23 protein-coding genes are annotated in these 24,482 nt (G+C 39.3%); 16 read left to right on the top strand and 7 right to left on the bottom strand.

The features are described 5' to 3' along the window. The first annotated feature begins 1 nt into the window (after position 1). The 5 genes from L3V38_RS06050 (at position 2) to L3V38_RS06030 (ending at position 3,013) form a co-directional block, all read left to right on the top strand. On the top strand, positions 2–805 hold the full coding sequence (locus L3V38_RS06050) for a ScpA family protein (RefSeq protein WP_237118773.1): 804 nt from the start codon (positions 2–4) through the stop codon (positions 803–805). A gap of 24 nt (positions 806–829) precedes the next feature. Then, positions 830–1,246 carry a VOC family protein gene (locus L3V38_RS06045; protein WP_237118719.1) on the top strand — a complete coding sequence of 139 codons (417 nt, stop codon included), beginning with the start codon at positions 830–832 and terminating at the stop codon, positions 1,244–1,246. A 132-nt stretch (positions 1,247–1,378) separates the two neighbouring features. Then, positions 1,379–1,744: a nitrate/nitrite transporter NrtS gene (gene nrtS / locus L3V38_RS06040; RefSeq protein WP_237118718.1), complete on the top strand. Its 366-nt coding sequence runs from the start codon at positions 1,379–1,381 to the stop codon at positions 1,742–1,744. Between the two features lie 137 nt (positions 1,745–1,881). Beyond that, on the top strand, positions 1,882–2,433 hold the full coding sequence (locus tag L3V38_RS06035; RefSeq protein WP_237118717.1) for a cytochrome b: 552 nt from the start codon (positions 1,882–1,884) through the stop codon (positions 2,431–2,433). Position 2,434: 1 nt separating this feature from the next. After that, entirely contained in the window at positions 2,435–3,013 is a 579-nt protein-coding gene (locus L3V38_RS06030; RefSeq protein ID WP_237118716.1) for a YceI family protein, read from the top strand. A 20-nt stretch (positions 3,014–3,033) separates the two neighbouring features. Here L3V38_RS06030 and L3V38_RS06025 read toward each other — a convergent pair whose 3' ends face one another. From L3V38_RS06025 to L3V38_RS06015, 3 genes are all read right to left on the bottom strand, one after another. Beyond that, the gene (locus L3V38_RS06025; RefSeq protein ID WP_237118715.1) at positions 3,034–3,897 is read right to left on the bottom strand and encodes a TIGR02285 family protein; all 864 of its coding nucleotides are present in this window, start codon (positions 3,895–3,897) and stop codon (positions 3,034–3,036) included. Between the two features lie 100 nt (positions 3,898–3,997). Then, a complete protein-coding gene (locus L3V38_RS06020) occupies positions 3,998–4,165 on the bottom strand; it encodes a hypothetical protein (protein ID WP_165381452.1) in 168 nt (55 codons plus the stop codon). 415 nt (positions 4,166–4,580) lie between these two features. Then, a complete protein-coding gene (locus tag L3V38_RS06015) occupies positions 4,581–5,015 on the bottom strand; it encodes a hypothetical protein (protein ID WP_237118714.1) in 435 nt (144 codons plus the stop codon). A gap of 273 nt (positions 5,016–5,288) precedes the next feature. Between L3V38_RS06015 and L3V38_RS06010 the strand changes: the two genes are divergently transcribed. The 6 genes from L3V38_RS06010 (at position 5,289) to icd (ending at position 15,563) form a co-directional block, all read left to right on the top strand. Further along, on the top strand, positions 5,289–5,864 hold the full coding sequence (locus L3V38_RS06010; protein ID WP_130149682.1) for a hypothetical protein: 576 nt from the start codon (positions 5,289–5,291) through the stop codon (positions 5,862–5,864). A 47-nt stretch (positions 5,865–5,911) separates the two neighbouring features. Beyond that, complete coding sequence (locus L3V38_RS06005) at positions 5,912–6,853, top strand: acetoacetate decarboxylase family protein (RefSeq protein WP_237118713.1); 942 nt, start codon at positions 5,912–5,914, stop codon at positions 6,851–6,853. Between the two features lie 9 nt (positions 6,854–6,862). Then, the gene (locus L3V38_RS06000; RefSeq protein WP_237118712.1) at positions 6,863–9,112 is read left to right on the top strand and encodes an NAD(P)-binding protein; all 2,250 of its coding nucleotides are present in this window, start codon (positions 6,863–6,865) and stop codon (positions 9,110–9,112) included. A 124-nt stretch (positions 9,113–9,236) separates the two neighbouring features. Continuing rightward, positions 9,237–11,489 (top strand): TonB-dependent receptor, encoded by a 2,253-nt coding sequence (locus L3V38_RS05995; protein WP_237118711.1) that lies wholly within the window; start codon positions 9,237–9,239, stop codon positions 11,487–11,489. 77 nt (positions 11,490–11,566) lie between these two features. Further along, complete coding sequence (locus L3V38_RS05990) at positions 11,567–14,203, top strand: 7TM diverse intracellular signaling domain-containing protein (protein WP_237118772.1); 2,637 nt, start codon at positions 11,567–11,569, stop codon at positions 14,201–14,203. A 94-nt stretch (positions 14,204–14,297) separates the two neighbouring features. After that, complete coding sequence (gene icd / locus L3V38_RS05985; protein WP_237118710.1) at positions 14,298–15,563, top strand: NADP-dependent isocitrate dehydrogenase; 1,266 nt, start codon at positions 14,298–14,300, stop codon at positions 15,561–15,563. Between the two features lie 5 nt (positions 15,564–15,568). Here icd and L3V38_RS05980 read toward each other — a convergent pair whose 3' ends face one another. Both L3V38_RS05980 and L3V38_RS05975 read right to left on the bottom strand, forming a co-directional pair. Continuing rightward, entirely contained in the window at positions 15,569–16,012 is a 444-nt protein-coding gene (locus L3V38_RS05980; RefSeq protein WP_237118709.1) for a hypothetical protein, read from the bottom strand. A gap of 111 nt (positions 16,013–16,123) precedes the next feature. Further along, positions 16,124–17,071: a LysR family transcriptional regulator gene (locus tag L3V38_RS05975; RefSeq protein WP_130149688.1), complete on the bottom strand. Its 948-nt coding sequence runs from the start codon at positions 17,069–17,071 to the stop codon at positions 16,124–16,126. 105 nt (positions 17,072–17,176) lie between these two features. Between L3V38_RS05975 and aceK the strand changes: the two genes are divergently transcribed. From aceK to L3V38_RS05955, 4 genes are all read left to right on the top strand, one after another. Further along, positions 17,177–18,979, top strand: a complete 1,803-nt coding sequence (gene aceK, locus L3V38_RS05970; RefSeq protein WP_237118708.1) for a bifunctional isocitrate dehydrogenase kinase/phosphatase — start codon at positions 17,177–17,179, stop codon at positions 18,977–18,979. A 62-nt stretch (positions 18,980–19,041) separates the two neighbouring features. Next, complete coding sequence (locus L3V38_RS05965) at positions 19,042–19,437, top strand: hypothetical protein (protein ID WP_165381453.1); 396 nt, start codon at positions 19,042–19,044, stop codon at positions 19,435–19,437. Positions 19,438–19,445: 8 nt separating this feature from the next. Then, positions 19,446–20,408, top strand: coding sequence for a zinc-binding dehydrogenase (locus L3V38_RS05960; RefSeq protein ID WP_237118707.1), 963 nt, complete (start codon positions 19,446–19,448; stop codon positions 20,406–20,408). Between the two features lie 53 nt (positions 20,409–20,461). Then, the gene (locus tag L3V38_RS05955) at positions 20,462–20,716 is read left to right on the top strand and encodes a DUF2999 family protein (protein WP_130149691.1); all 255 of its coding nucleotides are present in this window, start codon (positions 20,462–20,464) and stop codon (positions 20,714–20,716) included. Positions 20,717–20,722: 6 nt separating this feature from the next. Here the strand turns inward: L3V38_RS05955 and L3V38_RS05950 are convergent, their stop codons facing one another. Further along, positions 20,723–21,424, bottom strand: a complete 702-nt coding sequence (locus L3V38_RS05950; protein ID WP_237118706.1) for a PilZ domain-containing protein — start codon at positions 21,422–21,424, stop codon at positions 20,723–20,725. A gap of 195 nt (positions 21,425–21,619) precedes the next feature. Here L3V38_RS05950 and lepB point away from each other — a divergent pair, with 195 nt between their 5' ends. Further along, positions 21,620–22,279: a signal peptidase I gene (gene lepB / locus L3V38_RS05945; protein ID WP_237118705.1), complete on the top strand. Its 660-nt coding sequence runs from the start codon at positions 21,620–21,622 to the stop codon at positions 22,277–22,279. Positions 22,280–22,353: 74 nt separating this feature from the next. Here lepB and metG read toward each other — a convergent pair whose 3' ends face one another. Beyond that, a complete protein-coding gene (metG, locus tag L3V38_RS05940) occupies positions 22,354–24,378 on the bottom strand; it encodes a methionine--tRNA ligase (RefSeq protein ID WP_130149694.1) in 2,025 nt (674 codons plus the stop codon). Positions 24,379–24,482 lie beyond the last annotated feature (104 nt).

The following is a 24,482-nucleotide window of genomic DNA, read 5'->3' as shown; positions in this document are numbered from 1 at the left end:
TTTGCAAGAGCCAGTACAGCAAAAGCTGCCACTGGCTTTTTTGCATGGCAAAGCAGTGGTTGATAAACCTGAAGATTTATACATTCCGCCTGATGCGCTAGAGATCATTTTAGAAACCTTTGAAGGTCCTCTCGATTTACTTCTGTATTTAATCAAAAAACATAAACTCGATGTGCTAGAGCTCTCTATTTTTAGTATTACTGAGCAATACGTTAGTTATGTTGAAATGATGAGCGAGTTTCAGCTTGAACTGGCTGGCGAATACCTTGTGATGGCGGCACTACTAGCACAAATTAAATCACGATTATTACTACCAAAACATGAAGAGCTTGAAGAGGAAGAAGACCCTCGAGCTGAGCTTGTCAGACGTTTACAAGAATACGAACAATTTAAAAAAGCTGCCGAAAATCTTGATGAAATCCCTCGCGAAGGCCGCGATATCTTTGTTGCCGAAGCACTGGTACCAGAATTTAATGAGCGTGAGGTACTGTTACCTGACGTTGACATGAAAGACTTGTTAGTTGCGCTAAGCGACGTTATGGCTAGGGCCAAAACATTTGAACACCATCATATTACCGCAGAGGCCTTATCAACCCGTGAACGGATGAGTTTAATCTTAGATAAACTCTCAGAAGCCCAATCACAGCTGCCTTTTAGTACTCTTTTTACTATTGATGAAGGCAGAAGTGGTGTTGTCGTTAGCTTTATCGCTATGTTAGAGCTGGTGAAAGAAAACCTGATCAGCTGCTTTCAGGTAGATGCCAATAGCCAGATTTATGTTGGTTTGGTGGAAGAAAGCGAATAGCTAAGCCCTTTAGTAGGTAATACAATGAAACAGAATATTGTTCATATTGCTTTGGTCGTGAAAGATTATGATGAAGCTATCGATTTTTATGTAAATAAACTTAAGTTTGAGCTTCTGGAGGATACCTATCAACCAGAACAAGACAAACGTTGGGTGGTTGTTGCCCCGCCAAATTCTCATGGTGTGACCTTGTTACTTGCTAAAGCGTCAAAGCCTGAACAGCATGACTTTATTGGCAACCAGACTGGAGGAAGAGTATTTTTATTTTTAAATACAGACGATTTTTGGCGAGATTTTAAGCGCATGAAATCAATTGGCATTAAATTTGTCCGAGAACCAATTGAACAGGACTATGGAACCGTAGCTGTTTTTGAAGATCTGTATGGAAACCTATGGGACCTTCTTCAGTTGAATCCAGACCACCCAATGGCAAAAAGATAACACTAAAATACGAATAAAATTTTAATAATAGTGTAAAGATAAGCACTGTCAGTCTTTTCTAATAAATCACTAGGAATAGTTTTTGTGTTTTTAAGGTCATTTAATGAGTCTTTAAACTCACAAGAGCATATCGTGATCAAATCAATTCTATTTTTAAAGGTCGCATTTAACAAAAGAACCTTAGTTACTGGTTTTAAGACTGCCCTTATTGTGGGTATTTTCTTAAACATAATTAATCAAGGCGATCTCATTCTAAGTATGAAATTAGCCGATGTTCATTGGCTCAAACTAGCACTGACCTTTTGTGTACCATTTTTCGTGTCTGTGTATTCTGCAACAATAGCACGTTTAAGGTTTGACCCAGGAACAAGAGCATGGGTTGAAGCGCAGTTAAGCTGTGGCAAATGTAATAAGGTGTCGTTGCATGTACTTAAAAATCACTTAGTTGGTGAATGTAGTAAATGCAGAGACAAAACGCTTTGGTACAAAAACCATTAACACTTTCTATGCAAGGGAAGTTATATCGCTGTGTAAATATGTGCGTAAATGCACAGATGATGTTTGTTTAACGCTATTTTAATTGCAAATAAGCTAGGCTATTCTATCAGTAGGAATAGCGATTTTCGGAAAAGAGTATGTTAAGCAACACTAAAACCAGCTACGGATGGGTAGCAATTACACTTCATTGGTTAATGGCTCTTGGGGTGTTTGGCCTGTTTGGCTTGGGTGTCTATATGGTTGAGCTAACTTATTATGATGCTTGGTATAAAGGCTCCCTTGATTTACATAAAAGTGTAGGGATTACCTTAGCTGCTGTTTTACTTTTTCGCTTTGGTTGGCGGTTACTCGGTACACAACCTGAGCCGATATCTAATACTAAAACTATGAACTTTATTGCTCACTCAGTACATAAAATAATTTATTTATTACTTATCGTCATTGTTATAACCGGTTATTTAATCTCGACAGCAGATGGACGTGCTATTGACGTATTTAATTTATTTGCTGTACCCGCATTGCCAGGTTCAATTGCTAATCAAGAAGATATTGCAGGTGAAATTCACTTTTATGCCACATACGGGCTAATAGGTGTTGTTGTTTTACATGCATTAGGGGCACTAAAACATCATTTTATCGACAAAGATAAAACCTTAACTAGAATGATCAAACCACTAAAGGATGATTAATATGAAAAAGTTACTTTTAAGCACGGCATTAAGTGCGGCGTTATTTTCTACTGCAAATGTGAATGCAGCAGACTATGTGATTGATACAGACGGTGCCCATGCATTCGTTACTTTTAAAATTAAACACTTAGGCTATAGCTGGCTGCATGGCCGCTTTAACACTTTTTCAGGTGATTTTAGCTACGATGATAAAAAACCTGATACCTCTAAAATCAATGTAACGATTGAAACAAAGAGTATTGATTCTAACCACGCTGAACGTGATAAGCATCTACGTGGTAAAGACTTTTTAAATGTAGATAAGTACCCAACAGCGACGTTTAAAAGTACTTCAATTAAATTTGATGAAGAGGGTGATGAAGCTGATGTAACGGGTGAATTCACTTTAAATGGCGTCACTAAAACGATTACCTTTGAAATTGATAAAATAGGTGAAGGTAAAGATCCATGGGGTGGTTACCGTGTTGGTTTTGAAGGTGAAACAAGCCTAAAACTTGCTGACTACGGTATTGATTACAACCTTGGACCTGCATCTACACATGTGGATATTGGTTTATTTATTGAAGGTGTTCGTAAGTAACATTATTTTAAAAGTGCCGCTTAATGGGCGGCACTTTCATTTCTATCCTTGAGCCTTTTCTCTAAAATTGGTTTTAAATTATCAGGTAACCAGCGCACTAAAATGTCGTGATAATCTTGCGTATGTGCGATTTTTTCTAACGCAATATCGAGTTCACTAATTATCTGGCGACCTTGTTCATTATTAGTGCAACCAATAAACCCTTCACTCAGTTTAGGTGCCTCTGTCAGAGTGAGCTGGGTTAGTTTGTCTTCAAAGCCCATTGAGTGAGCCAGATAATAGTGCTCACTGGGATAACCCAATAGAATATCGATACGTTTTTTGCTTAACATGTAAGTAAGGCTTGCTAAAGTATCACTGCCTGGGCGAAATATTATATTTGCATCATGATTGGTGTTTATAACGTCATCAATACTTTTACCAAACGAGCGGCTCATAGATACCCCAAGTGCAAGGTGCTTCTCATTTAACAGAGCTTTTAAAGAAATTGCTTTACTAGGGTCTAAATCGAGCGCTTTAATTAGCTCTTTTCTTATGGCTATTGATGGAGATAATCCAATTGTTGATGTGTGAGAGCTAAAAGCAATGTGCTGTTTACGGTGCTCATTCTGATATAACGACAACATGCAATAATTATTTTGCGGATTCGAAAGTTCGTGTATTGCTCTACTTGACGGATAAAGAGTATGTGTGAATCGATAACCTGGTAACGCTTTTTCAATCATTTTCATGACACTTTCATCACGCCCGCTACCTTCATAGCGGTCATTCATGATGTAATAAGGCGCAAAATCAACGACTACCCATTGAATAGTTTTGGTTTGTTTTTCGGCAAATGAGGCTGCGCAAAAAAAGAATAGTAAAAGAACACTAGTACGGCGCATCTTACTACCTGTTAATAGTTAAAAATATAAGTGTAGCAGGGTTTTAGTTCAATGCAGAGAAGTAAAAACTAAAACGCCAGCAGAGCTGGCGTTTTTCGGTTTAGTTGGCTTTTAGCCATTTTACAAATTGGCGGGCATCACTGGCCTTTTGGAAAATGGCGTTTTTCAAGCCTTGCGTGTCACTAAAAATTACACGCTGTTTGTTAACCGATATTGACTGCACTGGGTGTGCAATTTGGATCAGAGACCCATTGTATTTATATGACATAATAAAACTCACTCTTTCTGTTTGTCAGATTCTGTAGAGCTTTAAAGGCAGTTAAAAATACAGTCTGACATTTGTTGTCTTGCGTACAGTGTTGACTAAGTTTGTGACAGTTTGGTGATAATTTTGAAATTCATCAAATTGTCATTTGGTAACACGACATCGCAAGTATTTATACGAATATGCGGGAATTACTGGATCAAGGTAAGGGGTTAACCGCGAGGTTTCTAAAAACCAGACAGATAGACTACTTCACGAATGTTTTTTATGCAAGTTTTATTTTTAAATAAATCTACTTTAAGTATTGGCTTTTAATCTAGTGCTATAACCGAGTTATTTTTAAAGGGAAGAGCTCGTTTACTCAAGCTATAAAAGACAAGCAAATAGACGTATTTACTTGTCTTTTAAGTATTTGCTGTTAGTTAAGTATTTTAATTTGCTCAACTGAAGATACGTCTACATGAGTTTGGTAATAGTATTTATTTGTAGCTCGTCCTTGTGAGATGAAGTCTATTATGACGCGCTTTGCTTCGCCCGTAACTTCTATCTCTTTATCAATAAAAAATGTCTCAGGGGATTCACCAAATTTTTTAGTGAACTCAGGTACAACCTTGTAGTTTAAGGCAACTGTAATTGATCTTCTATCACGGTAATCTTCTTCAGTATTTAAAAAAACGTCACCTCTGTGTTTTCCGCCTGCTTTAATATGAAATTTAAATATGCCTTTAACACTGTCTGGCGCACTCGCTTCACTTAAAGCAATCACGTCCATTGTATTACTGGTATCTATACGTGATGGTGATGAACTGCACGCAGCCAGTGCTAATGTAGAGAGTAAAAGTAAGTATTTCATATTTAACTTCCTTGTAAGTGTTTAAACTATATTTATTGGGTACAAATCGGTAGTTAGAGTAATTGTTCAATATGTCAAAAGCAACAGGATTATCTTTATTTATTAATTAGTTTTATGCAGTAGCCAGCAAAGGTCTCTACAGTCTTTCAAGTTAATCCATATCAATTTGAAGGGGATAGCTTGCTCAGGTTTAATATAGCTGGATGTTTTTTTGAAACAGGCGTATTCTAGTCGGGACAATAAAAATAATAGTTTTAAGAAAGAAGTAGATTCATGAATTACCTCTTGGTAACAGACATTTTTGGTAAAACTGCTCACCTAACACAGCTTGCCTTGCAGCTTAAAAATCGAGTTAGAATGTGCGACCCATACATGGGGCAAATACAGTTGCCAACAAATGAATCAGCACAATATCAGCACTTTTTGAATGAGTGTGGGCATGATACCTATTTTGAGCGTGTCCATTTCACACTAACAACAATAAAACGTCCTACAACGATTATAGCTTTTAGTGCAGGGGCATCAGCAGCCTGGCGAGCACAAGCTGAATTAGACAACCCTTTTATAAAACAGCTTATTGCTTTTTACCCATCGCAAGTGAGGCATCACCTTTCACTGAATGCGAATATACCTTGTCGATTTATTTTTCCTCATAGCGAAGCACATTTTGATATTGCGCCAGTGGTTGCAGCTTTAAATGAAAAGGACAGGGTAGAGTGTAATGTAAGTCAATATGCTCATGGTTTTATGAATGCTTTATCTGAAAATTTTGATTTAAATGCTTATAAGTATTTTACCTCGCACTTGCTAGCAATTGAGACAAGCTCAGCGCAATCAATACCTAATTAGAAAATCTGGTCTATAGTCATTACTAAATAATAATTAAAGTAATTACTATGTCTACAAATCAAACATACAGCCACTTTTTATCTAACCCTGTAGCTAAACCTCCATGCAGAATGCTCAATGCGAGCATGTATGGCTTTTTTGTTTCCGCTTCTGAGCAAAAAATGCAGCAGTATGTCGATGCCACGCTTAATACACTTGCCAATGACTCGACAACGTTTAATGTTTTAGGGGAAACCTGCTTACTCACATTCACCGATATAGAAAAAATATCGTCACTTGCAGCACCGTTTTCTGAACATGGCTGGATGCAAGAAACGGATATTATCATTTGGTTGCCTGTCGCTAAAATGTTAGATGGCGATATTAGCTACCTGTATTGGTACCCTGCATTTATTAGTGTGAATAATGTTTATGCGCTGATCAATGGTCGTGAAACGTGGGGATACAATAAATATCTGTGTGACTATGAAATGCCCAGTAACATTGATGATAGCGGGCGATTCTCGGTTTCCTTGCAGTGTTTTGAGAAGTTTTCGCGTGACTCCATGTTAGCTCAGCATGAGTTGCTCACTATCACGCGAGTGATAAAGCAAAAGCCCGAGAGTTTGTTAGATAATGTGGAGCAATTTGCAGAGCGTGTCGCCTCGGTTTTAAGTGATGACTATAAAGGGATTGATTTATCCCTGTTAAAGCAATTACTTGATGGTTTCATTCACCCTCAAATGGACCAAATTTTATACAAACAATTTCCTGATGGTGAGGGTGAAAATTCTGTTTATAAAGCCGTTGTCCACTCACCTTCAGTGATAAAAAAAATTCATCAGCTAACGCTTTTAAAAAATGATTACAGCCTCGATGTTAATTTTTTAGCGAGCTTTCCACTAAACGATATGTTTGGTATTGCTCTTGGTAAACAAGCCGTACACCTACCGTTTTACGTCAGCATGGACTTTGATCAACTTGGCGCAACTGAAATTTTATCTGCGTAAGGGAAGAGTATGCAAAAAGAAAAAATTACCATAGTGGGTGGAGGAGTAGCTGCAATGACAGCTGCAGTTTACCTAACTGAGCAGGCTGATTGGCAACAAAAGCGTGAAATTACAGTTTATCAACAAGGTTGGCGATTAGGTGGCAAGGGCGCGAGTGGGCGCAATAGCCATTTTGCAGAGCGTATTGAAGAGCATGGATTGCATGTTTGGTTTGGTGCATATGTAAATAGTTTTCGTACTTTGCAAGGAGTGTATAACTCATTAAACAGGCCAGCTACACGTCCACTTGCTACATGGCAAGAAGCATTTAAACCCCATAGCTTTATTGCCCTGCAAGAGTACATTGATAACGAGTGGCAAACGTGGCCAATTGATTTTCCGACAGTTGCAGGCAACCCTGCGGATGGAAGTTTAGACATCACTGTGTGGGATTTTGTAACCATGACTTTGGCTTGGTTAAAAAAGTGGACTGAAGACATTGAAGAGATATGCGAACAACATCACGCTGAAACAAGATTGGTGACAAAAAAATCGCGGGATCAATCATTACTTAAATACATGTATCAGGAAATTAAAACCAATATTGACCATACGCTAAGTAGTGCTGAGCAATTTATTAATGATATTGAGTCAGGTGCTGGCGAGATTATCTCAAGTCCTCGCTCGCTATTGACGCATTTACTGCAATTTTCTTCGCAACAAACAACGCACACCGACAAACAAGCCGATCGTTTAGTTATCTGGTATATCGTACGAAAACTGAAACGTTGGTTTAAAGCCCAAGTGATTGATTTATTGGATGACAGCCCAGAACTACGTCGACTTTTTATTAGTGCAGATTTAGCGATTGCAATGCTAACAGGGCTTATAAAAGACAAAGTTTATCGCGATGGTTTCGCCGTTATTAATTGTTACGACTTCCGACAATGGCTTGAGAAAAATGGCGCCAATAAAACCTATAGTGTGAACTCAGCACCAATTAGAGGCTTTTACGATTTGGTTTTTGCCTATCCAGAAGGTGATTTTAATAAACCCAATGTTGAAGCTGGTGTGGCTGCACTTGCCATGTTGCGGATAGGTCTTTGTTATAAAGGCGGAGTAATGTGGAAGATGCAAGCTGGGATGGGGGATGTGATTTTTGCACCAGTGTACGAGCTATTGAAAGAACGAGGTGTGAAATTTAAATTTTTTCACCAACTCACCAATCTTGAAGCTGGTCAGGACACACAGGGAAAGGCGGTTGTTTCAAAGGTTGAGTTATGCCAACAAGTTAAGTTATCAGTAGAAGAATATGAACCTTTAGTTGACGTTAAAGGTTTACCGTGCTGGCCAAGTGAACCTATTTTTTCACAAATAGAGTCAAGTCAGGCCCATTTGCTTCAGGAACACCAAATAAACTTAGAGTCTTTCTGGACTCCTTGGCCTGAGGTGTATGAAGAGCAGTTTAAGAAACCACTCCCTAGTATTAAATTAACTCATGGGGTTGATTTCGATACACTTATTTTAGGCGTGTCAGTTGCGTCACTTGAGCATATTGCAAGTGAGTTAATTGAGTTAGATAGCAATTTAGCAAAGCAATCGCAGCAGGTAAAAAGTGTCGCCACACAAGCTTGTCAGGTATGGTTAAATAAAACTGACCAGCAGCTAGGGTTTGATTACACCGTACCGAGTAAAGAGAATCCGATTCTTAGTGGTTTTGTTGAGCCATTCGATACATGGGCAGCGATGGCTAATTTAATCGATAAAGAAGACTGGCCAAAGAATAACGCTCCTGTAAATATCGCTTACTTTTGTAGTGCACTGAGCTGCCACAGCTACCCAGCAGCAACAAATCATCAGTTTCCAATTAAAATGAAAGAAGCTGTTAAAGCGAATATGAAAAATTTATTCAACCTTGATATGTCAGCATTATGGCCAAAAGCATACGACAGTAATAATCAGTTTGATTGGCAAGTCTTTTTTAATGACCCAAGCAGTATTTTACCTGTATTCGAGCAACAGTACTGGCGGGCAAATATTGACCCCAGTGAGCGTTATGTTTTGTCGGTGACAGGGTCTAGCCAATACCGCTTAGCCACTGATGGCACTGTGTTTAATAATTTAAGAATTACAGGAGACTGGATTAAAACAGGTGTTAATGCGGGCTGTGTTGAAGCGGCTGTGATGGCCGGAATGCAAACCTCAAGGTCGTTATGCGGTTATCCAGAAACTATTAGTGGTGAGTATGCATTTGAAAAAACAGATAAGAACATTAAATGAGGGCTAAATAGTTTGATATTTCATAAATTATGTGTGAATTATGCGACTTTAGTCTTTTATATGGTCTATACTTACGTTAATTACAAGAATTTAACAAGTTTCCCTCTTTTAAGGTCTGACCAATATGAAGCGTCGTTATCTTATTGGCCCTAAATTACTCGTTTTATTGCTAGGTAGTGGAGCAACTAATGTAGTTGCTTTTGGGTCTGAGACTGAAAAAGACATGGAAGTTATCAGTGTTTATGCGCAAAAGCGTCCTCAAGCAATTGAAGACGTGGGCGTTGCTGTTAGCCAAGTGAGTGGCCAAAAATTAAAGAATCAACATTTTAAAGATTCGACTGAAATCGCCTTATTTGCGCCCAATGTAAAAATTACTCAGAACGCTGCTGAGGGCACGCCACCGGCTGTAAGTATACGAGGGGTGGGTTTGCTTGATTATAATACCGCCAACACCTCACCTGTGGGCATGTATTTAGATGGCGTAGCAGTTGGGTCTGCCAATAACCAAATCATTAATTTATATGACATAGACCAGCTCGATATACTTCGAGGTCCACAAGGTACGCTATTTGGACGTAACTCCACCGGTGGGGCAATTCTGATCCGTACTAATCGCCCAGAGTTTGATAGCTACGGCGCACTAACGCTTGGCATAGCCAATAATAATGCGACCAGTATTGATGGTATTTGGAATCAGCAAGTTAGTGATACAAGTGCGCTACGCTTTGCTGTTAATTATCAAGATTATGACTATTCCACAGAAAATATTTTCAGTGATTCACCCGAAGCGGGAATGGAGCAAAAAAATGCCCGTGTGTCATTTTTAACGCAATGGGACAATGTTGATGTGTACTTACAAGCACACATCGAAGATTGGGATGGAATTGTACAACCTGTTGGTAATATTGGCATTGTAGCTAACCCACTCACTGGTGAATTATGTTCCCCTAGCGATGCAGGCTCAACGCGTTGTTTTGATAGTTTTGGTTTTAATGATGGCAGTGACGACTTTTTTACTGTGAGTGTAAATAACGATTCACCACACAGCTCGGATGGTTATGGCTTTATTGGGGAAGTGAATTGGCATCTTAGTGAGCAAAGTACGTTTACTTCACTGTCTAGTTTTAACGATTTAGAACGCAGCCATGCATTTAACTGTGATGGCTCCCCAGCTCGTTTATGCGAAGGGGTGTTAGGTTTAGATACTCAGCTATTTAGCCAAGAGTTTAGGCTACTAAATGAATTTGAAAACTACACGCTCACCAGTGGTGTCTACTTTGCAGATGAAAACATAGAACAGGACAATCTTAACGATATTTTACGCGATCTGCGCGGCATTTTACCTAGCAACTTAACGGCAACGTTTATCTACGATAACGAAATTAGTATGCAAAACCTTGCGCTTTTTAGCCAGATAGAAGTACCGTTTGCTACACGCTGGACAATAAGTGCAGGACTGAGGTACGACTACGAATCACTCGATTATAACTCCGTGGCAACCTTAAATACTGTGATAGACCCTACCAATCTAGAGGGAGTTAATGTGCCTTTTTATGAGGTTGCTGACTCTCAATCTGACAACGGTGTAACAGGGCAACTTACAATCAACTATGCGCTCAGCGATGCAACTAATATGTATTATCGGTTTGCCAATGGGAGTAAAAGTGGTGGCTATAATGGCGGGTTTTTATCGTCAGAAGAGCAAGCTATTTTAGCTAATTATGGCAAAGAGCGACTGAATGCCCATGAAGTGGGTTTAAAATCATGGTGGCCGAAGCAGAACTTGAGAATGAACTGGGCTGGTTTTTATTATGATTACAATGATCAGCAAGTATTTATGAATCAACCGTCAGAAACACCGCAAATGCCACCCGTGCAATTGCTTGAAAACGTCGGTAACTCAATTATTTATGGTCTTGAAAGCGAAGTTTATTACCAGCCACACAATGATTTAGCCTTGGTTTTAACGATAGGCTATATTCCGCATGCTGAATTTGAAGAGTATGTTGATCCACTCGGAAATAGTATTACTGATAACCGCTTGCCTTTTACATCTAAATGGAATGTTGCCGCAAGCCTGCAATATGATACTTATATAGCCAACAACCCACTTACGGCTTCTTTAAGTTACGATTATCAGTCTGACTTTTACTTTGATCAGAATATGAATCCTTATGCGCACCAAGAAGGTTTTAGTATCGTAAATGCTAACTTGAAATATGGTGTTGATAATTGGTCATTTATCTTGTGGGGGAAAAACCTATTTGATACTGAGCATAGCCAACTGAAGTTCGATTTAAGCTCGTTCTTGGGCATGTTAGAAGATTTCAAAGGTGAGGGGCGTCGTTATGGTTTCGATGTTGCCTATCATTTTTAATCTAGTTGTTCTTGCTTAATTGAGATAGATGAATGAGATTTAAGTTCTATGTAGGCAGTCTGCTTTTTCTTCTTTGCATGATGTTTTCGGCCAATGCTGCGCAAATTTATGTTTATACAGATGACTCAGCTGAGCAGAATTTGCATGATGTTGGGCAAGTGCTCATGGCAAACGATAATATGTTTCCTCAGTCAGCGGCTAACATTAACGAATGGCAGGCAAGTAAAACACCTCAATCTCGCATCAGTTCGGTGGGGGGAAGTTATTGGCTAATCGTTAAGATAGATAACCAAAGTAATCGAGAAGATTTGGTGCTCTATCCTTACAATACGCTTGTGTCGAAAATTGAAAGTCGTGTCTATGACCTAACGGATCCTAGTAAACCTGTTCAGCACTATCTTACAGGAGGTGTCGAGAGAAATGAGTTTGCATTCCATTATGGTAATCGGCTAACCCTAGAAAAGGGAAAGCAGTATGTATTGATTACTTACTTTGAAAGTGATTATTTTTATACGCCTGCTAAACTTGTGTTAACACCGTACCAGAGTTATTTTGATACTATCACTGTAGAGAATATGGTGATGATGCTGTGCTTTGGAGTGGGCATTGCGCTTGGCTTATATAATTTATTAATTTACCTTGTTTCCAGAGATATCACTCACCTTTATTATGCGCTCTTTACTACTTCGTGGGTGTTCGCGTGGAGTCATTTTTTTCATATATCTGACCAATTATTTGGCTATTACAACCCTCATTTGCATTGGCTCGGTTTCGCACTAACGCCACTCACAAATATATTGTTTTATAATAACCTACTGAAATTAAAAGAGACTTTTCCAAAGCTTGCACAGCTATCAATGACTGTGGGTGTTATTGCGACACTCGGTATTCCTTTTTGTATTTTATGGCCAAGCTTTGGTTTCTACTGGTCTACAGTGGTCACGGGTATTGCACTGTGTTTGGGTTTATACATTGGTGTTCGCTGTATGCTTAAAGGATTTAAACCTGCACGTTACTTTGTGTTGGCCTATCTTGCGATGATGCTACCAAATATGGTTGGTAATTTAACTAACCTTGGCTTGTTGCCTGCTACAACAGTTAACTTATATTTGATCGGCCTAATTGGCACGGCGATGGATGCTATGTTACTGGCTTTTGCTGTTGCTGATAAATTTAGGCTACTGCACGATGATAATGTTGAACTGACCAAAAACTTAGAAGAAAAAGTGCACTCTCGAACATTAGAGCTTGAACAACTTGCTGATGAATTGCGCGATGCTAACCAAGCGAAAAGCCGTTTTCTCGCTAATATTAGCCACGAAATTCGTACGCCCATGACCTCTATTATTGGTTATGCCGACGGCATAATGCTCGGTGATATAAAACCCCATGAACGTAACCATGGTATTGGGGTTATTTTACAAAATAGTCGGCATGTACTTGGTTTAATTAATGATATTTTAGATATGTCAAAAATTGAGGCTAACAAACTTGAGATTGAACTGATAGAAACGGACTTATTTGCCACAATTGCCAATATTGAATCCCTTATAGGTAAACAAATTCGTGATAAAGGCCTTAAATTTAGCGTTGATTATCAATTTCCCTTACCTGATTACATTGTCACTGATCCAAGCCGGTTAAGACAGATCTTGTTAAACCTAACAACTAATGCGCTCAAATTTACGCAAGTGGGGCGTATTACGCTGTCGGTAAGTTGTGATAACGATATTCTTGCTATCAGTGTTAAAGACACAGGTATTGGTATGACTGATGCAGAGCAAGAATCACTATTTAGTGCGTTTTACCAAGCTGACTCGTCTATCTCACGTCAGTATGGTGGGACAGGGCTAGGTTTAAATATTTCGAAAAGTTTAGCAGCAAAACTCGATGGCGACATTAGTGTTAAGAGCCATGTTGGTTCAGGCAGTGAATTTATATTGTCGATGGCAGTCTACAAAACAGAAAAAACACGTTGGCTAAATAATATTAGTGAAGTCAGACTGGTAGAAACATCGCCATTTTGTAAATTAGATGAACCAGAAAATTTAAAAGGTCATGTACTTCTCGCTGAAGATCATCCAGATAATAGGCGTTTAATTGCACGAATTCTAGAGCGGATGGGCTTGACAGTAACCACGGTAGAAAATGGTAAAGATGCTGTCCAACAAACCTTAGAAAATACCTTTGATTTAATTTTATTGGATATACAAATGCCAATAATGGACGGTCAAGAAGCATTACAAATGATGCAAGCAACAGGGGTGACAGCACCTATTATTGCACTGACTGCAAATACGATGAAACATGAAATTGAGCGTTATATGAAGCAAGGTTTTGTTGATTTAATCGCAAAGCCGATAGATCGAAATGCTTTTAGCCATCAAATTTCCAGCTATTTGGACTGCGACGAATTAAGCGATATCAAATTACCAGATAAAGAGTTTCAAGTTTTAAAAGATGATTATATAAAAGGGCTTGAGGATCAGTATCGAGAAATGCGTGAGCAGTACAAAGTTATGGATATTGATGGCTTGAGTAAAAATGTTCACATGTTAAAAGGCGCTGCTAATATGTTTGAATGTGAGCAACTATATGTGAAAGCCGTGGCGGTGGATACGGCGCTTAAAAATGACACGGTGACTTTAGATGCGCAGCTCTTTACCTCTTTGTTTTGCGCCATGCAAGATGAAATCACTAAAGTGAATTATTAATGCCTTGAATATTGACTATTCGCGCACAGGCGCAGACAGTGAGGTAAATCGTTGCTATTAATACCCTTAAATAATAATCAAAAAGAAAGCGAATATGTCGTATCAACACATTTCCATCCCCGAGCAGGGAGAGCAAATCACGATTGACTCATCTGGTGTATGGCATATTCCTTCAGATCCTATTGTTGCTTATATAGAAGGTGATGGAGTGGGGCAGGATATTACTCCTGTGATGCGCAGAGTTGTTGATTCTGCGGTTTCTCATGCTTATCACAATGAAAAGAAAATTCATTGGATGGAAGTGTTTAATGGTGAGAAAGCGGCTGCACTGTATGATGGCGATTGGTTTCCCCAAGAAACCTTGCACGCCGTTAGACAATACAAAATAGCGATTAAAGGCCCTTTAACAACGCCTCTTGGCGGAGGTTTTCGCTCTTTAAATGTGGCGCTTCGCCATGAAATGGATTTGTTCGTTAATATGCGGCCAATTCGCAGCTATTCACGTCTTCCTTCGCCCTTAAAAGAGCCTGAGAAAACCAACATAACAGTCATCCGTGATAGTTCTGAAGATGTGTATTCGGGAATTGAATGGCAGGCAGGAAGCGTTGATAACGAACGCATGCTTGATTTTTTGTGTCAAGAAATGGGAGTAACTCGGCTGAGATTTGACACACAGTGTGGCATTGGTATCAAGAATAGTTCAAAAGACGGGGCTGAGCGTTTGATGCGTTATGCCGTTAATTATGCACTCCAACAAAAAAGCGATTCATTGACGGTGGTGCATAAAGGAAATGTGCTTAAATTTACCGATGGTGCCTTTAAACGATGGGCGTTTGGTCTTGCTGAGCAAGAATTTAACGCGCTTCCTCACGAAAATGGTCGTTGGTTAGTTATCAAACGCGATGGCTCAAATGATTTAATTATTAAAGAAGTAATTGCTGATAATATGTTGCAACAAGCCTTACTGACCCCAGAGCAATTTGATGTGGTTGTTACAACGAATCAAAACGGCGATTACTTAGCAGATATGTTAACTGCACAAGTAGGGGGAGTTGGCATTATGCCTGCGGCAAATTTAAACAACGACGTGGCATTTTTTGAACCTACCCATGGTACCTTTAATCGTATTGCTGGTGAGAATAGTGCAAATCCGACAAGCAGCATTTTGAGTGCAGTGATGATGTTACGGTTTATGAAATGGCATGAAGCGGCAGATAAAATAGAGCTGGCATTAGAGTCTACTTTGGCTGCGAATGAAATGACTTTTGATTTGGCGACTCATTCGGCCGGTGCGACGATGCTTAGTTGCAGTGACTTTGCAAAAAGCATCATCGCTCGAATAAGTAATTCAAATAAATAAACATATTAAGCGGCATTGGCGCTTTTAACTGCATAGACACAGGGTTTTCCTGTGAGTTCAGCTGCACGTTGATAAATACGCTCAGCACCTGGCTCATTGCTTGTTATGCCTGTTAGTGTGTCCATTAAAGCAACCACTAAAATAGCAGGCACTTGGCAGCAATATTCGTCAAGAACCGCCGTCGTTGTTTGTGCATCAACATGGCAGTGTGGGTGTGTATGTACTGTGCTATACGCTTTTAATAATGTGTCTGCTTGTAAAGCATCATCTTCTTGATGCTTAGTTTTACGACATTGACAACCAAACTCATCAACCATAGTGGCAAGTGTTTGATATATATCTTCACAAGCTAGGTCACTTTTCTTACAAAGCTGCTGCTCGATGAATGCGTGTAATTGACCATTAATGTAAAGGCCGTCCTGTTGAGTGAATTGCGCTGAAGTTTCCATAATCATCTTCTCTTTGTTTATGTGCTTAACTTCACTCTAGCGGCTCAATCATTATTTATGAAATTGTTGTTTTCAATAACTGATATTGATTTTATCAATATTGCGGTGGTTTTATCGATCTGCCACTGTGCTTGCAAAAGCAATAAGCTCTCTGCGCAGCCATTGATGTGGGTTTGAATGATGTAGTAGCGGGCTCCACAGCATTTTCACTTCAATTGGTACGATTTGAAATGGCACAGGGCTTATTACTAAATCAGTATGTTTTGTTAATAACATGGCTTGTCGACGTGGCAGGGTCGCGATGAGGTTTTTTGATTGGCACAATAAACTTGCAACCATGTAATGGCGGGTAAATACACGAATATTGCGAGTTTGTTCTAATTGCCATAACGCTTCATCAACCCAACCTAGTTTTTGGCTGCCTGATTTATTTGTTACTGCTGTTTCTGCGCCCCAGCCTGCACGGTTTACCCATATATGCTCTTGTTTTAGGTAGCTCTCAAGTGACTGTGTGAGTAAATAAGGGTTTTCGGGATGGCTCAAGCAGCAGTAATTATCACGCCAAACACTGGCTTGATGAAAAGAGCGAGGAAGGCCGTTAAAGCGGTTAATCGCTAAATCGATAGTGCCTTTTTCCATGTCTTGTAGGGTTACGTCACTGGGGCTCAAAATATCGAAATTAAGCCCCGGATTCTGCGCTAACTGGTTTGTAATAAATGGGGCTATTAATGTTGATTCTAGATAATCATTGGCCATAATACGAAAGGTTATAGTGGCGCTACTTGGATCAAACTGTTCACTTGGTTGAGTAATTTCTTCTGCCATTTTTAGCAAGGACTCTATTTCAGGCTTAAGACTTAGGGCTTTTGCTGTTGGCGTCATTGTACCTGCAGCTCGCACTAATAGTGGGTCATCAAATAAATCACGCAGTCGTTTAAGTGCATTACTCATCGCTGGTTGTGTTAAGGCAAGTTTATTTGCTGCCTTAGACACACTTTGCTCGTCGATGAGCACATTTAGGTATACCAAAAGGTTGAGGTCAACATGCCTAATATTCATCTGATCAATCTTATTTATTCTTGCTATTAATTATCTAAATTAAAGCGTGCTTGCTATGGTGTGTAAACAGCACCATTAAAATAATCAGTATAAGCGACATTAATAATGCCAAATGAAGTTATACAACAAAAAGCGCAATCAGAGCAATTAACACAGGTTATAGCCACTAAGCTTGCACGTGCAGTATTCGCTGGCTTTGAAGCTATGTTTGCGGAGTTTTTAAATATTACATTAGGTGCACAAAGTCGTTTTGAGCAGTGCCAATGGCAGCAAGTTCAACAGATGATGAAGTTACGCTTACAAGTCTACGAAGGGCAAGTGAGTAAAGTCAGCAGCGCGGTAAAAATCATTGCATACAGTGAAGTGGATGACCCTGCACTTTGGCTTTTAGCGAAACAGATTTATGGTGAGATGGTACAAAACCATGAAAATCAACCTATTGCTCACACATTTTTTAATTCGACATTTGGCGCTATTTGGGACTCTCGAAAGATCCGTAATGTTCATTTATTTGTTTTAAAGGCTCGTTATCGATTAGGGCCTAGACCATTTGATTCTTTAGTGAGTCGCATCTCACTCAAAGATGGTTTCGATGAGGCTGTTTCGTCATTAATTAAGCGCCATGTATTTCGAGTTGGCTATGCAAACTTTGACGATGATGTAGCGCTTTTGCAGCGCACATTGATTGCAGGCGCCAAACATCAATGCCCACAAGTATATCAATTACTCACTCTTAACGATGGTTACATTGAGTATGCCAACTCCTTATTTTTCAGAAATAAAGCGTGCTACATAATAGGGCGATGCATTGCAAAAAATGGCGATAACATGCCATTTGCCATTGCTCTATTGAATACAGAGCGGGGCCTTGAGATTGATGCTGTGATGATGGGAGCTGACCAACTGAGCTTACTTTTTGGTTTTGCACGCACTTATTTTATGGTGGATACGGACCAGCCAGCTCGTTACGTTGATTACTTAAGTGTGTTAATGCCTCACAAGCAACGTTTTGAACTGTTCAATGCGATAGGATTTATTAAACACGCAAAAACAGAGTTCTATCGTTACAAAGTGGATACGACTCGCAGCAGTCCTAGTGATGATAAATATGTTATTGCCCCAGGCACACCTGGGATGGTGATGTTAGTGTTTACAACACCTTGCTCAGATTACGTTTATAAAGTAATAAAAGATAAGTTCAATGCACCAAAAACAGCCACTAAAAAGCAAGTCATGGCGAAATACGATTATGTAAAACAAGCAGATCGTGTGGGTCGCCTGGTTGATACACATGAATTTCGTTACCTTGCTTTTGACTTAAGCCGTTTTAGTGATGAACTATTACAAACAATGCAGCAGCAAATCGGTGATAGTTTAGTCATGTCAGGCAATGCACTCATCCTTCGTCATGTTTACGTAGAGCGCAAAATGACACCGCTAAATTTATATATTAAACAATGCGATGAGCGAAAGCTCGAACAGGTGATGAACGATTACGGGAAAGCAATTAAGGAGCTTGCCGGTGCGAATATCTTCCCTGGAGATATGTTGATGAAGAACTTTGGTGTGACGCGATGGGGGAGAGTGGTGTTTTATGATTATGACGAAATTTGCCCATTAACTGATTGTAACTTTAGAGAATTACCGCAAACAGATGATGCGTTAGACGAGCTCAGTAGTGATAGTTATTTTGATATTGCTGATAATGACATTTTCCCTAGTCAATTCAATGTATTCTTTAGTGCTAATGAAGCCGCGTTTTCGTTCTTTAAGCATCACCACAATGATATTTTTACCGCAACCATGTGGCAAGATATTCAAAGAGCAATAAAAAATGGTCAACTATTTGATGTGTATCCTTATAAACAGTCTTGGCGTTTCTCGCAGATGAGAAAATCTCAACCTTAAATCCTTAATTGGAACAAAGAACTAGCGTAAGCTAAGCAGTTCATAAAACAAGGATAGAGATAATGAAAAAAATAACGCTTATTGCAAGTTTGCTACTTAGTATTAATGTGAATGCCAATCCATTACTTGGCAGCTGGCAGTTTATTGAAGGAAAATACGCTGTTGAAGATGGCTATGTCACAGCGAAAGCACCCGAATTGAGCTCGGTAAAATTAATCACTGACTCTCATTTTAGTTACATAACACAAAAAAATGGCAAGTTTCATTATGCTGGTGGTGGTGAATATATTCTTAAAGAGCAACAATTTATCGAAACATTTTCGTATGGTAATGTACCTTCATTATTAGGAAAAACGATGGCATTTGATTACAAAGTTGAAGGCGATGTTTGGCACCATACTTTGTACGAAAATGGCAAATTGATTGAAGCCGAAACATGGCGACGCATTACAAAATAGGGGCTGCTATGCGCTACATAAAGCACGAAGATTCAAACTTACACTTTGCACACATCAACCCACCAGAGATAAAACCACACGAAGTGTTAGTTAAGGTCGCCGCTGTTGGTGTTAATCGTGCTGACTGTATGCAGCGACAAGGGAAATATCCAGCTCCTGCTGGAGATAGCCCTATACTGGGGCTTGAATGTGCAGGGGTGGTTGTTGAACAAGGCAGCAAAGTGACTAAAGATTGGTTAAATCAGCGGGTTTTTACTTTGTGTGCAGGTGGTGCTTATAGCGAATATGTAGCGGTAGATGCGGCTCAATTAATGCCCTTAGCTGATTCAATGACCATGGCACAAGGGGCTGCGATAAGTGAGGTCTATTTGACGGCTTATTCTGCCTTGTTTCAATTTGGCGGTCTTAAAAAAGGACACACTGCACTTATTCATGCAGGAGCCAGTGGGGTAGGCGGTGCAGCAATTCAAATGGCGAAAAGCATCGGTGCGAATGTTGTGGTGACAGCAGGAAGTGAAGAGAAGTGTCATCATGCAAAAGCAATGGGTGCTGATCATGCTATCAATTATAAAACAACTGATTTTGTCGAGTATATGAAAAACAATGAGCTCACAGCGAATACCATTGTTGATCCAGTCTCTGGTAGCTACTTGAACAAAAACGCCCATGTTGCAGCCATGGATTGCCAAGTAGTTATGCTGGCATTTTTAGATAACCGCTTTGCAGAGGTTGATTTCGCTCGATTGCTTAGTAAACGAATTTCTTTTCATGCTTCTACGCTGAGGAATCGCAGCAATGAATTTAAGCGTACCTTGCGCGACCAGTTTATTTCACGTTTTTATGACACATTAGCTGCTGGTGGCTTTGATTATAATATCTATAAAACGCTCAATTGGGCACAGGCAAGTGAAGCGCATCGAATTTTGGATAACAACGAAAACGCAGGCAAAGTAGTGTTATTAGTTGAATAACACTAAAACGCCCATATAATTCCTTTACATTCGAAGTCTAAGCAAAGGTTAGTATGAACCCGATTATAGAAACTCTAAAAGAACATAATGTAAGTGACGAACAAGTGCATGCGTTGTTCAGTGCTTTCTTAGAGAACCCAATGTTGGCGATGGCGCAAATACAACAACTTGGTATCCCACCAGAGAAACTACAGCAGTTAATGGCGCTGGTAATGACACAGCCGAATCTAATTAAAGATGCAGCCGAGTCACTCGGTATTAATGCTGAGCAAGTTGAGCAGGCTAAACAACAGTTTAAAAATCAATAGATTAGTTTAATCTATATCAATTGCATAAGCTTCTAGTAGCTTGTGCAATTTATATTGCTCATCTTCAGCAAACTCAATACCAACATTTAATCGATCGCCTTTCATTTGATTGTTTCTAATGTATGCCCTAATAACTTGCGTTGAGCTATCTTGCGGGGAAAGGATATGTACAAAGACTTGGCGACGTTTTAGAGCTAAAAAGCCTGTTTTGACATGGATAGCAAAGCGACAACCTGTCGGCGAAATATCAATAATCAGTCCATGCAACAATGTTTTATCATCATCTGATGGGTTTTCGGTTACGCTAATTTTTGCAGGGATATGAGTTTGTAACCTGCTTGCTTCACGTAGTTGGCGACTTTCAATATTTTTTGGGTAAGCTAAATACATCAAACGTTCAGGGCGAACGGTTAATGCAATGATATTGGTTGTGAAAGCGACACACTCACCGCGTTGATCTTCAACGATGTAGCGCACAATAGCACCATTGCCTTCAACTAACACATCTTTGAAATCATTTTTACCAACTTGTGCAGGGCACTTTAAAATTAAGTACTTTCCGGTTTCATAGCCAACAAGTGTTAACTTAAATCGAATAGAAATAGGGTTACTAAACTGTAAATCAATTAGCTTGCCAGGCAATAGGTCTAAGAAAAAGGGTGACTTGTTTGCTAACTGAGGTGTTGTTTTTTCTTTTGTAACATCCATTTACGGGTATTTTGTGATTATTATTTTCTTTAGTATCTGTTATTCGGAACATAAAATCACTACTACAAAATGGTGAAATTAATTTTTGATTTTAATACTTATTATTTTGTTACATTTTACACTGAACTTGCAGTTAGCCAGCGGCGTCTTAATTGACGAATCAAGTTTAAATTAACGGGTTCTAGGAAAGGGAAGATGAAAAGATTATATAAACTTTGGAAAAATAACCGCTCGCTCATTATCTTTATTTGTTTAATGAGCGTATTTAGAAGTGCTGTGGCTGATTGGTATGAAGTACCTACCGCTTCAATGAATCCAACAATTGTTGAAGGCGATCGAATTCTAACGGATAAAATGGCTTATGATTTGCGGCTTCCATTTACTCACACTTCCTTAATCAGAACAGCTGAACCTGAAGTGGGAGATATCATTGTTTTTGACTCTAAAGCAGCTAATAATCGCCTAATTAAGCGAGTAATTGGTTTACCAGGTGATACCGTCAGTATGATTAATAATGAGCTGATCATTAACGACCAAGCAATCAACTACACAAAGTTAAAAGAGAATGATATTGAGCAAACTTTAATAGAGAACTTGCCTAGCGCGGCACATGTTATTCAGGTCTCAAAAACGCCTTCTTTGCTACAGCATTTTTCTAAAGTAACTATTCCTAAGGATATGTATTTAGTAATGGGCGATAACCGTGACAACAGTGCAGATTCCAGAGTAATAGGTTTTGTACCTCGAGATGAGCTACTTGGTAAAGCCAATAAAGTCATAGTATCACTTGATTATGATAATAATTATTTACCACGCAAAGAACGTGTTTTAAAGGATTTGTACTCAGCGCCTTAGTTTCAGTAAAAGTTTTCAGACAAAATAAAACCGTTGTGTCTAAAAACACAACGGTTTTATTAAGAGCGATAAGATTACATTACGCGCATGCCAGGCTCTGAGCCTTCATCAGGGTTAAGAATATAAATTTCTTTACCGCCAGGGCCTGCTGCTAATACCATGCCCTCAGACATACCAAAGCGCATCTTACGAGGCTTAAGGTTTGCTACCATTACCGTGAGCTTTCCTTCAATGTCTTCTGGTGCATACGCAGATTTAATACCTGCGAATACTTGGCGAGTTTCGCCACCTAAATCTAAAGTCAGTTTTAATAACTTATCTGCGCCTTCAACGTGTTCTGCTTTGGCAATTTTCGCTACGCGTAAATCAACTTTCGCAAAGTCATCAAACTCAATCTCTGGGCTAATTGGCTCTTTTGCCAATGGGCTGTTTGGGTCGATTTTATCTTTTTCAGCCACAAGGCTTTCTTTAGATTCTTCAATCATTTTGTTTACTTTATCCATTTCTACACGTTGCATTAACGGTTTAAATTTATTGATTGCGTGACCTTTAAGTGCCGTTTTAGCGCCTTGCCATGCTAAATCGTCATTTAAGAAGGCTTCAACATTAGCAGCCATACCTGGCAGAACAGGTTTTAAGTAAGTGATAAGTACACGGAACATATTTAAACCAAGTGAGCACACATCATGCGCTTCTTGTTGTTTAGTTTCGTCTTTAATTAACACCCATGGAGCTTTAGCATCAATAAACTGATTGGCTTTATCTGCAAGCGCCATAATTTCACGAATAGCACGGCTGTATTCACGATTTTCGTAGTGATTAGCGATACTGTCAGCGGCATTTTGGAATTCGCCTAGTAATGCTTCGTCCATAACCGTGTCGCTTAATTTACCGTCAAACTTCTTGGTGATAAAGCTGGCACAACGGCTTGCGATATTAACAACTTTACCTACTAAATCTGAGTTTACACGCAGTGCGAAATCTTCAAGGTTTAAATCAAGATCAGTAATGCCACCGTTAAGTTTTGCAGCATAGTAGTAACGTAAGTACTCTGGATCTAGGTTATCAAGGTAAGTGCGAGCTTTAACAAAAGTGCCTTTAGATTTTGACATTTTCGCGCCATTTACAGTCACAAAACCATGAGCGAAAACGTTTGTTGGTTTTCTAAATTTTGCGCCATCAAGCATTGCAGGCCAGAACAAGCTATGGAAATAAATGATATCTTTGCCAATAAAGTGGTAAAGCTCAGCATCTGAATCTTCAGCCCAAAATGCATCAAAATCGATACCTTTTTTATCACATAAGTTTTTGAAACTCGCCATGTAACCAATTGGTGCATCTAACCAAACATAGAAATACTTGCCTGGCGCACCTGGAATTTCAAAACCAAAGTAAGGCGCATCACGGCTAATGTCCCATTGTTGCAGGCCATCAGCAAACCATTCGTCCAATTTATTGGCCATTTCTTGTTGGATAGAACCAGAATGCAACCATTCTTTTAACATGCCCTCAAATGCTGGTAGGTCAAAGAAGTAGTGTTCAGAGTCTTTTAATACTGGCTCTGCGCCCGACATTACCGAACGCGGATTAATAAGCTCTGTAGGGCTATAGGTTGCGCCACATGCATCACAGCTGTCGCCATTTTGGTCTTCAGATTTACATGTAGGGCATGTACCTGTTACAAATCGGTCAGGTAAGAAAATACCTTTCTCCGGGTCAAAAAGCTGTGAAATAGTGTGCTTTTTGATGTGACCTGCGTCATTTAAGCGGTTATAGATAAGTTCACTAAGCGCTTTATTCTCGTCACTGTGGGTACTGTGATAATTATCAAATTCGATATTAAAATCAGCAAAGTCGCGTTGACGTTCGATGCTGACATTTTTAACCATCTCTTCAGGCGTGATCCCTTGCTTTTGCGCATTAAGCATAATTGGAGTGCCGTGAGCATCGTCTGCACAAACATAGTAGGTCTCATGACCTTGTTGTTTCTGAAAACGTGCCCAAATATCAGTTTGTATATATTCTAATAAATGACCTAAGTGAGTCGGGCCATTGGCATAAGGTAATGCGCTAGTTATGAGGATCTTTCGCTGTGCCATAATCATTCCGAATTGAGGATAACCGCCTTTAAAATACGCGATTATCATATTTTAACCACCTATTTGTCAGCTAAGGCCTAACATGCAGATGATATTTATTAATT

Source organism: Pseudoalteromonas sp. L1, assembly GCF_021728095.1.
Taxonomy (GTDB): domain Bacteria; phylum Pseudomonadota; class Gammaproteobacteria; order Enterobacterales; family Alteromonadaceae; genus Pseudoalteromonas.
The sequence above is the reverse complement of the archived record's forward strand: the minus strand, read 5'-3'. Positions and strand labels throughout refer to the sequence as shown.